We start from the raw sequence: 14,942 nt of genomic DNA, 5'->3' as shown, positions 1-14,942 counted from the left end.
GCAAAGGTGCTCCATGAACGATCAGGACATCAACTCCGAGGCAGTCGAAGACAAGGTGCAGGTCGGTAGTACCGGCCTGGTGCTCCCCGCCCAGCAACTGCCGGACAAGCTCTACGTCATCCCCATTCACAACCGCCCGTTCTTCCCGGCGCAGGTGCTGCCGGTGATCGTCAACCAGCATCCCTGGGGACGCACGCTCAACCGCGTGGGCAATACCGAGCACAAGTGCCTGGCGGTGTTCTACGTCGACAATCCGCCGGACGAGAATGGCGAGTTCGACCTGGCCAGCCTGCCCGAGCACGGCACCCTGGTCCGCGTACACCATGTCAGCGAGGAAGGCGGCAAGCTGCAGTTCGTCGCCCAGGGCCTGACCCGCGTGCGCATCCGCGGCTGGCTGAGCCGGCGCGGCCCCTACCTGGCCGAGGTGGATTATCCCCAGGCCCCGAGCGACCCGCGCGACGAAGTGAAGGCCTACGGCATGGCACTGATCAATGCGATCAAGGAGCTGCTGCCGCTCAACCCGCTGTACAGCGAGGAGTTGAAGAACTACCTCAACCGCTTCAGCCCCAACGAGCCGTCGCCGCTGACCGATTTCGCCGCAGCGCTCACCACTGCGCCCGGCCATGAGCTGCAGGAAGTGCTCGACTGCGTGCCGATTCTCAAGCGCATGGAGAAGGTCCTGCCGCTGCTGCGCAAGGAAGTGGAAGTCGGCCGCCTGCAGAAGGAGCTGTCGGCCGAGGTGAACAGACAGATCGGCGAGCGCCAGCGCGAGTTCTTCCTCAAGGAGCAGCTCAAGCTGATCCAGCAGGAACTGGGCATCAGCAAGGACGACAAGAGCGCCGACCGCGAGGAATTCCTCGCCCGCCTCGAAGGCAAGACCCTGCCGGCGCCGGTGCGCAAGCGCATCGACGAGGAGCTGAACAAGCTGTCGATCCTCGAGACCGGCTCGCCGGAGTACGCCGTCACGCGCAACTACCTGGACTGGGCCACCGCACTGCCCTGGGGCATCCATGGCCAGGACAAGCTCGACCTCGGCCGCGCGCGCAAGGTGCTGGACAAGCACCACGCCGGCATGGACGACATCAAGCGGCGCATCACCGAGTTTCTCGCCGTCGGCGCCTTCAAGGGCGAGATCGCCGGTTCCATCGTGCTGCTGGTCGGCCCGCCCGGCGTGGGCAAGACCAGCATCGGCAAATCCATCGCCGAATCCCTCGGCCGTCCCTTCTACCGTTTCTCGGTGGGCGGCATGCGTGACGAGGCGGAGATCAAGGGCCACCGTCGCACCTACATCGGCGCCATGCCCGGCAAGCTGGTGCAGGCGCTGAAGGAAGCCGAGGTGATGAACCCGGTGATCATGCTCGACGAGATCGACAAGATGGGCACCAGCTACCAGGGCGACCCGGCCTCGGCGCTGCTGGAAACCCTCGATCCGGAGCAGAACGTCGAATTCCTCGACCACTACCTGGACCTGCGCCTGGACCTGTCCAAGGTGCTGTTCGTGTGCACCGCCAACACGCTGGATTCCATCCCCGGGCCGCTGCTCGACCGCATGGAGGTGATCCGCCTGTCCGGCTACATTACCGAGGAAAAGCTGGCCATCGCCAAGCGCCACCTGTGGCCCAAGCAGCTGGAAAAGGCCGGCGTGCCCAAGGCGCGCCTGTCCATTAGCGACGCGGCGCTGCGCGCAGTGATCGAAGGCTATGCCCGCGAAGCTGGCGTGCGCCAGCTGGAGAAGCAGCTGGGCAAGCTGGTGCGCAAATCGGTGGTCAAGCTGCTGGAGGATCCCGAGGCGAAGATCCGCATCGGCGCCAAGGACCTGGAGGAGGCCCTCGGCATGCCGGTGTTCCGCAACGAGCGGGTACTGGCCGGCGTCGGCGTGATCACCGGGCTGGCCTGGACCAGCATGGGCGGCGCCACCCTGCCGATCGAGGCGACGCGCATCCACACGCTCAACCGTGGCTTCAAGCTCACCGGCCAGCTCGGCGAGGTGATGAAGGAGTCGGCGGAGATCGCCTACAGCTACGTCAGCTCGCACCTGAAGCAGTTCGGCGGCGACCCAACCTTCTTCGACCAGGCCTTCGTTCACCTGCACGTGCCGGAAGGCGCCACGCCCAAGGACGGCCCCAGCGCCGGCATCACCATGGCCAGTGCCCTGCTCTCCCTGGCGCGCAACCAGGCGCCGAAAAAGGGCGTGGCCATGACCGGCGAGCTGACCCTCACCGGCCAGGTGCTGCCCATCGGCGGCGTACGCGAGAAGGTCATCGCGGCGCGGCGGCAGAAGATCCATGAACTGATCCTGCCGGAGGCCAACCGTGGCAGCTACGAGGAACTGCCGGACTACCTCAAGGAAGGCCTGACGGTGCATTTCGCCAGGCGTTATGGCGACGTGGCCAGGGTGCTTTTCGACTAACCACGGTGCGCGCGGCGCACCCTACGGCTCGCATGCCGCACCCCGGTGCGGCTATGCTGGGCCAGGTTTCGCCGACAGGAGTCCGTCATGAACCGCGCGTTGCGCCTGCTTACCCTGCCCGCCCTGGCCCTGCTCACGGCCTGCGCTCATCAATCCGGCACGCTGGAGCTGAAGAAGGCCAGGCAGTGCCCGCTGACGCTGAACAAGGGCCAGCAACTGATTCTCAGCCTGCCCAGCAACCCGACCACCGGCTTTCGCTGGGAGGTCCGCGACGGTGCAACGAACGTGCTGCAAAGCCTCGGCCCCGAGGTGTACAGCAATCCGGAAGATGCCGGGCTGGTGGGTGCCGGCGGCATCTCCACCTGGCGCTTCACTGCACGCGAGGCCGGCGAAGGCCGCCTGCTGCTGACCTACCAGCAGCCCTGGGAGCCGAACGTGCCGCCAGCGCAAACCTTCGAGTGTGAATTGCGGGTGAAGTGAGGGAAAACCGGCTGCAGGGGCTTTAGCCGCGACGACTGCAAACGAATCGCCGCCAAAGCGCCTCAACCCGTCCTCCCTGCCCGGCTCAGCTCTTGAGCCGGTATCCGGTCTTGAAGATCCAGCCCACCAGCAGGATGCACAGTCCGAGAAAGCCGAGGATCATCGTCAGGCTCAGGCCGACATTGACGTCGGACACGCCGTAGAAGCTCCAGCGAAAGGCGCTGATCAGGTACACCACCGGGTTGAACAGGGTCACCGTCTGCCAGGCCGGCGGCAGCATGCTGATCGAATAGAAGGCGCCGCCAAGGAAGGTCAGCGGCGTGACGATCAGCGCCGGGACGATCTGCAGCTTCTCCCAGCCGTCGGCCCACACGCCGATGATGAAGCCGAACAGGCTGAAGGTCAGCGCGGTGAGGATCAGGAATGCCGCCATCCAGATCGGATGCTGAATCTCGAAATCGACGAACAGCCGTGCGGTCAGCAGGATGATCAGGCCGAGGATCACCGACTTGGTCGCTGCCGCGCCGACATAGCCGATCAGAATCTCCAGGTACGAGACCGGCGCCGAAAGAATCTCGTAGATGCTCCCCGAGTACTTGGGCATGTAGATGCCGAACGAGGCATTGGAAATGCTTTCGGTCAGCAGCGCCAGCATGATCAGCCCGGGAATGATGAAGGCGCCGTAGCTCACGCCCTGCACCTGGGTCATGCTCGAACCGATGGCCGAGCCGAACACCACGAAGTACAGCGAGGTGCTGATCACCGGGGTGGCGATGCTCTGCAGCAGGGTGCGCCAGGTGCGCGCCAGCTCGAACAGGTAGATGGCCTTGATGGCGTACAGGTTCATGTGCGCGACTCCTTGATCAGGCCGACGAAGATTTCTTCCAGGGAACTCTGGCTCGACTGCAGATCCTTGAAGTCGATGCCGTGCTGGGTCAGATCGCGCAGCAGTTCGGCGATGCCGGTGTTCTCGTGTTGCGCATCGAAGGTGAACACTAGGGCATGGCCCTGATCGGTCAGCTCCAGGCCGTAGCGCGCCAGTTCGGCCGGCACGCAGGACAACGGCTGCTGCAGGTGCAGGGTCAGCTGCTTCTTGCCCAGCTTGTGCATCAGCACCTGCTTGTCCTCCACCAGAATGATCCGCCCCTTGCTGATCACCCCGATGCGGTCGGCCATTTCCTCGGCCTCTTCGATGTAGTGGGTGGTGAGGATGATGGTCACGCCGCGCTCGCGCAGACGCCGCACCATGTTCCACATGTCGCGACGCAGCTCGACGTCGACGCCGGCGGTAGGCTCGTCGAGAAAGAGAATCTGCGGCTCGTGCGAAAGCGCCTTGGCGATCATCACCCGGCGCTTCATGCCGCCGGACAGCTCCATGATCTTGGCGTTGCGCTTGTCCCACAGCGACAGGTCCTTGAGCAGCTGCTCGAGATAGGCCGGATCGGGCTTCTTGCCGAACAGGCCGCGGCTGAACTTGACCGTCGCCCAGACGGTTTCGAACACGTCGCTGACCAGCTCCTGCGGCACCAGGCCGATCTGCGAGCGGGCCGCGCGGTAGTCGCGGACGATGTCCTTGCCGCCGACCAGCACCCTGCCCCCGCCCGGATTGACGATGCCGCAGATGATGCTGATTAGCGTGGTCTTGCCGGCGCCGTTGGGCCCGAGCAAGGCGAAGATCTCGCCCTGGCGAATGTCCAGGTCGATGCCTTGCAGGGCCGGATGGCCCGAGGCGTAGGTCTTGTTCAGTTGCGAAATGGAGATGACCGACTGCACGGTAGAATCCTTGCCTGCGGAAAAACCACAGAGTGTAGAGCCTGACCACCCGGACAGGGCAAGTGCGGTATTGGTTCATCCCGGAAAAGCTTCGGGCGGTAGGGTGCTCCGTGCGCACCGAGGAACGAACCTGCCTGGCGCGCACAGCCCGGGCGGCCCCGCGCGCCCCTCCAGCAGTCAATGCAGGCAGAGCGCAAAAAACGGCGCGCTTGTGGCGCGCCGATGCTGCAGGTGAGGTTGAGGGTGAAGCGGCCGCGACGCTTGTGGCGCTGCGGCGATAGGCAGGGCGGCGAGCGCCGCCTTGCATATGGGGCCCGCTGCAGGAGCGGGATGTTTCGTAGGGCGGGTGCAACCCGCCAATAAAGAGCTGGCGGGTTGTACCCGCCCTACAGCGGAGTCAACAGCTTGCCGCTGGCGATGAAGGAACGCAGGTTGTCCAGCACCAGGTCGGCCATCTGCTGGCGGGTCTCGACGCTGGCGCTGCCGACATGCGGCAGCAGCACCACGTTGTCCAGCTCGCGCAAGGCCGGCGGTACCTGGGGTTCGTGCTGGTAGACGTCGAGACCGGCGCCGGCAATCACACCATTTTGCAAAGCCGTGATCAGCGCCGCCTCATCGACCACCGAACCGCGCGCGACATTGATCAGGAAACCGTCGGCCCCCAGCGCCTCGAGCACTTCGGCATCGATCAGATTCCGGGTCGCCGCACCGCCCGGACAGGTCAGCACGAGAAAGTCCGCCCAGCGCGCCAGCGCCAGCAGATCCGGCTCATGCTGGTAAGGACTGCCCTCGACCGCACGGCGGTTGTGGTAACGCAGCGGCATGGCGAAGCCCGCCGCCCGCTGCGCCACCGCCTCGCCGATGCGACCGAGGCCGACGATACCCAGGCGCTTGCCGCTGACCCGGCGGGCCAGGGGGAAGCTCTGCCCGTCGCCCCAGGCGCCGCTGCGCACAAAGCGGTCGGAGGCCGACAGACGCCGCGCACTGTCGATGATCAGGCCCATGGCCAGATCCGCCACGCAGTCGTTGAGCACGTCCGGCGTGGTGCTGATGGCGATGCCGCGCTCGCGCAGCAGCTCAAGCGGATAGGGGTCATGGCCGACGCCGAAACTGCAGATGGCACGCAGATTGGGCAACAGCTCGAGCTGCTCGGCCTTACAGCCGAAACGCGCCGAGGACACCATGTAGCGGAACTGCCCGCCCTGCTCGCGCAGAAAGGTCAGCGGCTCGGCCTGTTGCCACAGCGCACTGACCTCATACTCGGCCGCCAGCTCGCGGTTGAAGCGCTCGCTCAGCGGACCGATCTGCAGCACCTTGATCTTGCTCATCAGGCTCTCCCGTTCAGGTCACCGGCGCCGGGTTGAATAGCACCAGATCGTTATGCAGACGCAGGCGTTCGGCGCAGGTCTGCCTGCGCCCGCTGGCCACGTCCAGATAGAGCTGAAAGATATGCCAGCCCATTTCCTCCAGGCTCATGCGTCCGGAGAGGATCTGCCCGGCGTCGACGTCGATCAGGTCCGGCCAACGCTCGGCCAGTTGGCTGCGCGTGGCCACCTTGATCACCGGCACCATCGACAGGCCGTACGGCGTGCCGCGCCCGGTGGTGAAGATATGCAGGTTCATCCCCGCCGCCAGTTGCAGGGTGCCGCAGATAAAGTCGCTGGCCGGCGTGGCGCAGAACCACAGGCCCTTGCCGCGAATGCGCTCGCCCGGGGAGACGACGCCGGCAATCGGGCTACTGCCGGACTTGGCGATGGAACCCATGGCCTTCTCGACGATGTTGTTCAGCCCGCCCTTCTTGTTGCCCGGCGTGGTGTTGGCGCTGCGATCGGCCATGCCGCGCGCAAGGTAGGCATCGTACCAGTCCATCTCGCGAATCAGCGCATCGGCCACCTCGACGCTGGCGGCGCGCGGTGTCAGCAGGTGGATGCCGTCACGCACTTCGGTGTTCTCGGAGAACATCACGGTGGCACCAGCGCGCACCAGCAGGTCGGCGGCCACACCCAAAGCCGGGTTGGCGGTGATGCCGGAGAAAGCGTCGCTACCGCCGCACTGCATGCCAACCACCAGTTCGGAAGCCGGTACGGTCTCGCGGCGACGCTGGTCGAGCACCTGCAGGCGCTCCTCGATCATGCCCATGATCTGCTCGACCATGCCGGTGAAGCCGGTGCCGGAATCCTGCAGGCGGAACAGCCAGTCTTCCTCTTCCATGCCGTTGGTGAGCAGGTCGCCATCCATCAACTGGTTGGCCTGCAGTTTCTCGCAGCCGAGACTGATCACCAGCGCCTGGCCACCGAGGTTGGGGTTACGGCTGATGTTGTACAGGGTGCGGATCGGTACCACGGCGTCCGGCGCATTGATCGCCACGCCGCAGCCGTAGCTGTGCGACAGCGCCACCACGTCGTCGACATTGGGGTACCTGGGCAGGACTTCCTTGCGCACGCGCTCGACCACGTGATCGAGCACGCCGACCACGCACTGCACAGTGGTGGTCACGCCGAGGATATTTCGCGTGCCGACGCTGCCGTCCGGGTTGCGGAAACCTTCGAAGGTATAGCCCGTCAACGGCTCCCCCGGAGCGGCCTTGATGGTCGCCTTGGGCAAGTTGTCCAGCACTGGCGGCTCGGGCATGCGCAGCACCTGCTCGGTGACCCAGCTGCCGGCGGCGATGGATTTGAGCGCATAGCCGATGACCTCGCCATAGCGCACTACTTCTTGCCCTTCGGCGATATCCACCAGCGCCACCTTGTGGCTCTGTGGAATGCCTTCGATAGCCGTCAGGCCATCGTCGAACTGACCGCCTGCGGCAACGCCCTGGTCATTAACCACCACACCAACGTTGTCGGTTGGGTGCAGGCGGATATAGCGGGGCGAATCCTGATGGGGAATCAACTGCATGCTGCGTGCTCCTGTTGTGCGCTCAGGATACCGAGCCGGCATTGGCGCGCGAGGCGTCGTCCAGCTCGACCCTGTGAATACGGCCGACGATCAGGCCGAAGCTCACGACCGCCAGCAGGGCATTGAGGCCGACATAGACCAATGCCCCATCGAAAGAACCGCTATGGCTGACCAGGTAGCCGATGACGATGGGCGTGGTGATCGCCGCCAGGTTGCCAAAGGTGTTGAACAGCCCGCCGGACAGGCCAAGTATCTGCCGCGGCGAGGTGTCGGCCACCAGTGTCCAGCCCAGCGAGCCGAGACCCTTGCCGAAGAACGCCAGGGCCATCAGCGCCACCACCGCGGCGTCGCTGTCGACATAAATGCACAGCACCACGGCACTCGACAGCAGCAGGCCGAGCACCATCGGCAGCTTGCGCGCCAGGGTCAGCGAATGGCCGCGGCGCAGCATGCCGTCGGACAGCAGCCCGCCGAGCACGCCACCGATGCAACCACCGATGGCTGGCAGCGCGGCGGCGAAACCGGCGCCGAGAATGCTCATGCCGCGTGCCTGCACCAGGTACACAGGGAACCAGGTGAGAAAGAAGTACGTAATGGCGTTGTTGCAGTACTGGCCGAGGTAGATGCCGATCATCGTGCGTTGCCTGAGCAGCAGGCCCAGGTGTCGCCACTGCGAGCCACCGGCGCTGCCGCGCTGCCCTTCCAGATCGATCAGCGCACCGCCCTGAGCGAGATAGTGCAGCTCGGCCGCCTCGATCCGCGGGTGCGCACGTGGCCCATGCAGTTGCTGCAACCAGACGAACGACAGCACCAGCCCCAGGCAGCCGAGCAGGATAAACGCCGATTGCCAACCCATGGCTTGCACCACCCAGCCCATCAATGGGGCGAACAGCGCCGTGGCAGCGTACTGCGCCGAGCTGGAGATGGCCGTGGCGGTGGCGCGCTCGGCCGTGGGAAACCAGGAGGCGATGATCCGCGCGTTGCCGGGAAAGCACGGCGCGCTGGCAAAGCCCACCAGCAGCCGCAGCAGGAACATCGAGGTCACCGCCCAGGTGCTGGGCAGCCAGCCGACGAAGCCCTGCAGCAGGGTCAGTACCGACCAGACGAACAGCGCCAGGGTGTACACCGGTTTGGTGCCGAAGCGATCGAACAGCCAACCACCGGGAATCTGTCCGATCACGTAGGCCCAGCCGAACGCCGAGAAGATGTAGCCGAGCGTCACCGCGTCGATGCCGAGGCCGGCCTGCATCGCCGAACCGGCGACGGAGAGGCTGGAGCGATCGGCAAAGGTGATGGTGGTGACCAGAAACAGCATCAGCAGAATGCTGTAGCGCACCCGACCCGGTTTGGCATCTGGCATCGGCAAGGCTCGTGAGACAGAAGGAAAGGCTGAGCCGGTAGGGTGGGCCGGGCGGCGTTCCGCTGCAGCCACGGTCATCACCCCGTAGGGTGGGATTTAGCCCACCGGCTGTAATCAAGGTGGGCTGAAGCCCACCCTACAAAGCTGACTCAACGCACCAGGCAGGGCTTCTTGTTATTGAAGGTCCAGCCCGGAATCAGGTACTGCATGGCCACTGAGTCGTCACGCGCGCCCAGGCCCTTGGCCCGGTACAGCTCGTGCGCCTTGGCCAGCGCATCCCAATCCAGCTCGACACCCAGACCCGGCGTCTTCGGCACCTGCACCAGGCCACCTTCGATGCGCAGCGGGTTGCGCGTCAGGTACTGACCGTCCTGCCAGATCCAGTGGGTGTCGATGGCGGTGATGCGCCCCGGCGCCGCGGCGGCGACGTGGGTGAACATGGCCAGGGAAATGTCGAAGTGGTTGTTGGAATGCGAACCCCAGGTCAGGCCCCAGTCGTTGCACATCTGCGCCACGCGCACGGAACCGGCCATGGTCCAGAAGTGCGGGTCGGCCAGCGGAATGTCCACCGACTGCAGGGAGATGGTGTGGCCCATCTGCCGCCAGTCGGTAGCGATCATGTTGGTAGCCGTCGGCAGGCCGGTGGCACGGCGGAACTCGGCCATCACTTCACGACCGGAGTAGCCGTTCTCGGCGCCGCACGGGTCTTCGGCATAGGCCAGCACGCCATGCAGGTCGCGGCACAGGGCGATGGCCTGATCCAACGACCAGCCACCATTGGGGTCGAGCGTCACGCGGGCATTCGGGAAGCGCGCAGCCAGGGCACGAATCGCCTCCACTTCGGCCTCGCCATGCAGCACGCCGCCCTTGAGCTTGAAGTCGTTGAAGCCGTAGCGCGCGTGCGCGGCCTCGGCCTGGCGGACGATGGCCTCGGGGGTCAGCGCGGCCTGGTTGCGCACCCGCCGCCAGGCGTCGTCGGCATCGCGCTCGTCGCGGTAGCCGAGATCGGTCTTGTCCTTGTCGGCGATGAAGAACAGGTAGCCGAGCATTTCCACCGCATCGCGCTGCTGGCCTTCGCCAAGCAGGGCGGCCACCGGCACACCGAGGTGCTGGCCGAGCAGGTCGAGCAGCGCCGACTCCAGCGCGGTGACGGCATGGATGGTGATACGCAGGTCGAAGGTCTGCAGGCCGCGGCCGCCAGAGTCGCGATCAGCGAAGGCGCGGCGCACCTGATTGAGCAATGCGTTGTAGTTGCCGACCGGCTGGCCGACAAGGATCGCGCGGGCGTCTTCGAGGGTCTTGCGAATGCCCTCGCCGCCGGGGACTTCGCCGACCCCGACATGGCCGGCGCTGTCCTTGAGAATGAGGATGTTGCGGGTGAAGTAAGGGCCGTGAGCACCGCTCAGGTTGAGCAGCATGCTGTCCTGACCGGCAACCGGTACGACTTGCAGCTCGGTGATCAGCGGAGTGCCGACAGCGGCAGGAATCTGTGAAGTCATGAGCGTTACCCTGTTGTTCTTGTGCGGGTTCGACAATGGTTCAGCGTCGTCGCGCCCGGCCTGCCGCGGCGCGACCGGGCCGCTCGCCGGGGCGAGCGGCACCTGCAGCGTTACTGCGCGCCTTGCGCCTCGATCAGCTTGGCCAGGGCTTCGTACTCCTCCGGCAGCAAGTCGGTCAGCGGCGCACGCACCGGGCCGGCATCGTAACCAACGATTTTCGCACCGGCCTTGACGATGCTCACGGCGTAACCGGCACGGCGGTTACGGATGTCCAGGTAGGGCAGGAAGAAATCGTCGATCAGCTTGCCAACCGTGGCCTGATCGTCGGCAGCGATGGCCTTGTAGAACGCCATGGCGGTTTTCGGAATGAAATTGAACACGGCCGAGGAATACACCGGTACGCCCAGGGCCTTGTAGGCCGCGGCGTAGACCTCGGCAGTCGGCAGGCCGCCGAGGTAGGTGAGGCGCTCGCCCAGGCGGCGACGGATCGACACCATCAGTTCGATGTCGCCCAGGCCATCCTTGTAGCCGATCAGATTGGGGCAGCGCTCGGCCAGCTGCTCCAGCAGGCGAGCATTGAGGCGGCAGACGTTACGGTTGTAGATCACCACGCCGATTTTCACCGCCTTGCACACATGCTCGACGTGCGCGGCAACGCCCTCCTGCGAGGCTTCGGTGAGGTAATGCGGCAGCAGCAGCAGGCCTTTGGCGCCCAGGCGCTCGGCCTCCTGCGCCATCTGGATGGCGACGCGGGTCGGGCCGCCGACACCAGCAAGGATAGGTACGGACTTCTCGCAGGTGTCCACGGCGGTCTTGATCACGGCGCTGTATTCGTCCGGCGCCAGGGAGAAGAACTCGCCAGTGCCACCGGCGGCGAACAGCGCCGAGGCACCGTAGGGCGCCAGCCACTCGAGACGGCGTACGTAGCCGGCCTGGTGGAAATCACCGGCGGCATCGAAATCGGTCACCGGAAAGGACAGCAGACCGGACGAGAGGATGGACTTGAGTTCTTGTGGATTCATTATGCGAACACCCTGTAGAGCGAGTTGTGAGAAATAGCCTCAGGCGAAGCCGTAGAGATACGTTATCGTACAACAATAAAAAAAACACCAGTTTTCGTATCGCCCATTCGTCGAAGCTCTTCGCCGCCCCCTGCTCCCCAGCCTGACGTCTCAACGCTCGAACCAGAGCAGCAGCTGACAAACCCATGACGCACGCCGACCTTGCCCACAGCCATGCGGAGCGTTGACAGGCCAGGAGCAGGCTGATACTAATTTCATCAAGTCATACGACAACATATGACAACCCTATAAAAACAAACGAGGCCAGGTCATGTCATCGACCTTCACTGCCGCCATTCGCTGCCAATGCACAGGCTCATGGGCCGCCAGCCGCCTGCACGGCGCTCGCGACGCCGCCCTCGCTGCCGCCCCCGCCCACGGCTCGGCCCCATTGCCGATGCCGATGCACGACTGAACCGTCCCTTCGCCATAGCGGCCGAGGGCCGCGCCACGTTCGGAGCCCCAGCCAAGATGCACCAAGCCTCCCCCAGCAGCACACCCCGTATCGTCGACATGCAGGTCATCCCGGTCGCCGGCCGTGACAGCATGCTGCTCAACCTGTGCGGCGCCCACGCCCCCTACTTCACCCGCAACCTGGTGCTGCTCAAGGACAACGCCGGGCGCACCGGCTGCGGCGAGGTGCCGGGTGGCGAGGGCATCCGCCAGGCGCTGGAGCGCTGCCGCGAACGGGTGATCGGGCAGTCGGTCGGCCGCTACAACCGCGTGCTCAACGATCTGCGCCAGGCCATCGCCGGGCCGGCCAAGGGACCGCAGACCACCCAGCATCAGGTCACCTCGGAGGCCGAAGCACGGGTACTCAAGCAGCCGCACGAGATCAACCTGCGCCTGGACAACGTGATCACCGCGGTCGAAGCGGCCCTGCTGGATCTGCTCGGCCAGCACCTCGAGGTGCCGGTGGCCGAGCTGCTCGGCAGCGGCCAGCAGCGCCAGCGCGTGCCGATGCTTGCCTACCTCTTCTATATCGGTGAACGCCAGCGCGCCGACCTGCCCTACCTGGCCGGCAAAGGCTCCGAGGATGACTGGTATCACCTGCGCCACCAGGCCGCGCTGACGCCGGACGCCATCGCCCGCCTGGCCGAGGCCGCCCGCGCGCGCTATGGCTTCGCCGATTTCAAGCTCAAGGGCGGGGTGATGCGCGGCGCCGAGGAGATGGAGGCGATCCGCGCGATCAAGGCGCGCTTCCCCGATGCCCGGGTCACCCTCGACCCCAACGGCGCCTGGTCGCTGGACGAAGCCGTCGCCCTGTGCAAGGGCCAGGGTCATGTGCTGGCCTATGCCGAAGACCCCTGCGGACCGGAAAACGGCTACTCGGGCCGCGAGGTGATGGCCGAATTCAAGCGCGCCACCGGCATTCCCACCGCCACCAACATGGTCGCCACCGACTGGCGGCAGATGGGCCACTCGCTGCGCCTGGAGGCCGTGGACATTCCGCTGGCCGACCCGCACTTCTGGACCATGCAGGGCGCCGTACGCCTCGGCCAGGTGTGCGAGGAATTCGGCCTGACCTGGGGCTCGCATTCCAACAACCACTTCGACATTTCCCTGGCCATGTTCACCCATGCCGCCGCCGCCGTGCCCGGGCGCATCACCGCCATCGACACCCACTGGATCTGGCAGGAAGGCGAAGAGCGCCTGACCCGTGAACCGCTGCGCATCGTCGGCGGTCAGGTACAGGTGCCGGACAAGCCCGGCCTCGGCATCGAGCCGGACATGCAGCGAATCATGGCCGCCCACGAGCTGTACAAGAAGGTGGCCAGCGGCGCGCGCGACGACGCCATGGCCATGCAGTACCTGGTTCCGGGTTGGCAATACCACCCGAAGCGCCCCAGCCTCGGCCGCGACTGATTCAAGCGGCCGCCATTCACCCCGGAGTATTCCAATGAAAAAAACATTCCGTGCCTCTCTGTTCTCTGCCCTGTTCGGCATGGGTGCCCTGCTCGCCCATTCCGCCACCTTCGCCGACGAGGTCAAATGGCCGACACGCCCGGTGCAGGTGGTGGTGATCGCCAACCCCGGCGGCGACACCGACTTCAACGCGCGCATGATGGCCAAGTACTTCAACCAGCTCACCGGCAGGAGCATGGTGGTGACCAATGTCGCCGGCGGCGGCGGTACACTGGCGGCCGAGCAGGTCAAGGGCGCCGCACCGGACGGCAACACCCTGCTCTTCACCCACCCGGGCCAGTTGATCGTCAACGAGGTGGCCGGGCTGACCGAGGACAGCTTCGAGACCTTCGACGTGGCCTGCATCGCCGGCGTCGACAAGAGCACGGTGTTCGTCGCCTCCAAGCAGTCCGGCGTGACCAGCATGCAGGACCTGATCGAGAAGTCGAAGGCCAACCCGGGCAGAATCACCTACGGCACCGAGATGGGCAGCTTCTCCCACCTGCAGGGCCTGATGCTGGAGAAGCTCACCGGCATCAAGCTGAAGATGGTCGACGGCGGCACCGTCGCCGACCGCGTCGTGGGCATGCTCGGCGGCCGTCTGGACATGGGCGCCATCACCTACGGCTCGGTGCAGGATTATGTCCAGGGCGGGCAGATGGTCGCCCTCGGCCAGCCCAACGCCGAGCGCAACGCCATGCTCGGCGACGTGCCGACGCTCAAGGAACAGGGCCTCGACATCACCATGGACAAGCCCTACGTGGTCGCCTTCCCGAAAGGCACCGACCCGGCCATCGTCAAGAAGATGGCCGACCTGATGAAGCAGATCAGCGAGATCCCCGAGTACGCCGAGGACCTGAAGAAGTTCAAGCAGCCGGTGGCCTTCCATGGCACCGAAGAGTCCAGGGCGATCCTGGCCAAGACCCGCGACGACTTCATGCAGTTCAAGGATGAGCTGCGCAAGGCCAAGTAAGCCCTGACGCAGCGCCGCCGCCCGCGATGACTGGCGGCGCTGCACCTCAGAACATCGAGGTACGCGATGAACACTGCGAACAAGAAAGAACTGCTCATCGGCATCGCCATGCTGAGCGCCGGCATCGTCTACATGGCGATGGCCTATCGACTGCCGGGGCACGCGGGCATCGACGCCGCCACGCTGCCCACGCTGCTTGCCGCCTTCCTCTCGCTACTGGGGGTGATGCAGCTGTTCAGCGCCTTCAGCCACAAGCCCCGGAACGCGGCGCCAAGCACGCCGGCAGCCAGCGGGAGCGTTGCCAGCCCGGTGCCGCCGGCCACCAGCGAGCCCAGGACCGTGCTCAAGACCCTGGGGCTGATTCTCGGCTACATGGCGCTGCTGGGCCCGGTGGGCTTTCCGATCATGACCGCGGTGTATCTGTATCTGCAGTTCATCGTGCTGACCCCGGTGGGTCACAAGGTCAGCCACCTCACCTACGCCCTGATCGCGCTGGTCACCGCGGCGGTGATCTTCCTGCTGTTCCGCGAGGCCTTCGACCTGATGCTGCCCGCCGGCCTGCTGAACCACTTCCTCTGAGGAT

12 protein-coding genes are annotated in these 14,942 nt (G+C 65.5%); 5 read left to right on the top strand and 7 right to left on the bottom strand.

The window, feature by feature from the left end:
- Positions 1 to 13: 13 nt before the first annotated feature.
- Positions 14 to 2,410 (top strand): endopeptidase La, encoded by a 2,397-nt coding sequence (lon, locus tag L1F06_RS06160; protein ID WP_129483473.1) that lies wholly within the window; start codon positions 14 to 16, stop codon positions 2,408 to 2,410.
- An 87-nt stretch (positions 2,411 to 2,497) separates the two neighbouring features.
- Positions 2,498 to 2,890, top strand: coding sequence for a protease inhibitor I42 family protein (locus L1F06_RS06155; RefSeq protein WP_003241568.1), 393 nt, complete (start codon positions 2,498 to 2,500; stop codon positions 2,888 to 2,890).
- Between the two features lie 85 nt (positions 2,891 to 2,975).
- Here L1F06_RS06155 and L1F06_RS06150 read toward each other — a convergent pair whose 3' ends face one another.
- From L1F06_RS06150 to kdgD, 7 genes are all read right to left on the bottom strand, one after another.
- Positions 2,976 to 3,737 carry an ABC transporter permease gene (locus tag L1F06_RS06150; protein WP_003241566.1) on the bottom strand — a complete coding sequence of 254 codons (762 nt, stop codon included), beginning with the start codon at positions 3,735 to 3,737 and terminating at the stop codon, positions 2,976 to 2,978.
- The gene (locus L1F06_RS06145) at positions 3,734 to 4,663 is read right to left on the bottom strand and encodes an ABC transporter ATP-binding protein (RefSeq protein ID WP_129483472.1); all 930 of its coding nucleotides are present in this window, start codon (positions 4,661 to 4,663) and stop codon (positions 3,734 to 3,736) included. The genes L1F06_RS06150 and L1F06_RS06145 overlap by 4 nt, the downstream gene beginning before the upstream one ends.
- Positions 4,664 to 5,049: 386 nt before the next feature.
- Entirely contained in the window at positions 5,050 to 5,991 is a 942-nt protein-coding gene (locus tag L1F06_RS06140) for a 2-hydroxyacid dehydrogenase (protein WP_129483471.1), read from the bottom strand.
- A gap of 13 nt (positions 5,992 to 6,004) precedes the next feature.
- On the bottom strand, positions 6,005 to 7,561 hold the full coding sequence (gene garD / locus L1F06_RS06135) for a galactarate dehydratase (RefSeq protein WP_129483470.1): 1,557 nt from the start codon (positions 7,559 to 7,561) through the stop codon (positions 6,005 to 6,007).
- Positions 7,562 to 7,583: 22 nt separating this feature from the next.
- Positions 7,584 to 8,921: an MFS transporter gene (locus L1F06_RS06130; RefSeq protein ID WP_129483469.1), complete on the bottom strand. Its 1,338-nt coding sequence runs from the start codon at positions 8,919 to 8,921 to the stop codon at positions 7,584 to 7,586.
- A 149-nt stretch (positions 8,922 to 9,070) separates the two neighbouring features.
- Positions 9,071 to 10,420: a glucarate dehydratase gene (gene gudD / locus L1F06_RS06125; protein WP_129483468.1), complete on the bottom strand. Its 1,350-nt coding sequence runs from the start codon at positions 10,418 to 10,420 to the stop codon at positions 9,071 to 9,073.
- Positions 10,421 to 10,530: 110 nt separating this feature from the next.
- Complete coding sequence (gene kdgD / locus L1F06_RS06120; RefSeq protein ID WP_129483467.1) at positions 10,531 to 11,442, bottom strand: 5-dehydro-4-deoxyglucarate dehydratase; 912 nt, start codon at positions 11,440 to 11,442, stop codon at positions 10,531 to 10,533.
- 510 nt (positions 11,443 to 11,952) lie between these two features.
- On the opposite strand from kdgD, the gene L1F06_RS06115 reads away from it, so the two are divergent.
- The 3 genes from L1F06_RS06115 to L1F06_RS06105 all read left to right on the top strand — a co-directional run bounded on the left by L1F06_RS06115 (position 11,953) and on the right by L1F06_RS06105 (position 14,938).
- Positions 11,953 to 13,347, top strand: coding sequence for an enolase C-terminal domain-like protein (locus tag L1F06_RS06115; protein WP_129483466.1), 1,395 nt, complete (start codon positions 11,953 to 11,955; stop codon positions 13,345 to 13,347).
- Between the two features lie 34 nt (positions 13,348 to 13,381).
- Positions 13,382 to 14,359 (top strand): tripartite tricarboxylate transporter substrate binding protein, encoded by a 978-nt coding sequence (locus L1F06_RS06110; protein ID WP_129483465.1) that lies wholly within the window; start codon positions 13,382 to 13,384, stop codon positions 14,357 to 14,359.
- Positions 14,360 to 14,425: 66 nt separating this feature from the next.
- Entirely contained in the window at positions 14,426 to 14,938 is a 513-nt protein-coding gene (locus L1F06_RS06105) for a tripartite tricarboxylate transporter TctB family protein (RefSeq protein ID WP_129483464.1), read from the top strand.
- Positions 14,939 to 14,942 lie beyond the last annotated feature (4 nt).

This window comes from Pseudomonas hydrolytica (assembly GCF_021495345.1).
In the GTDB taxonomy this organism is placed as follows: Bacteria; Pseudomonadota; Gammaproteobacteria; order Pseudomonadales; family Pseudomonadaceae; genus Aquipseudomonas; species Aquipseudomonas hydrolytica.
The sequence above is the reverse complement of the archived record's forward strand: the minus strand, read 5'-3'. Positions and strand labels throughout refer to the sequence as shown.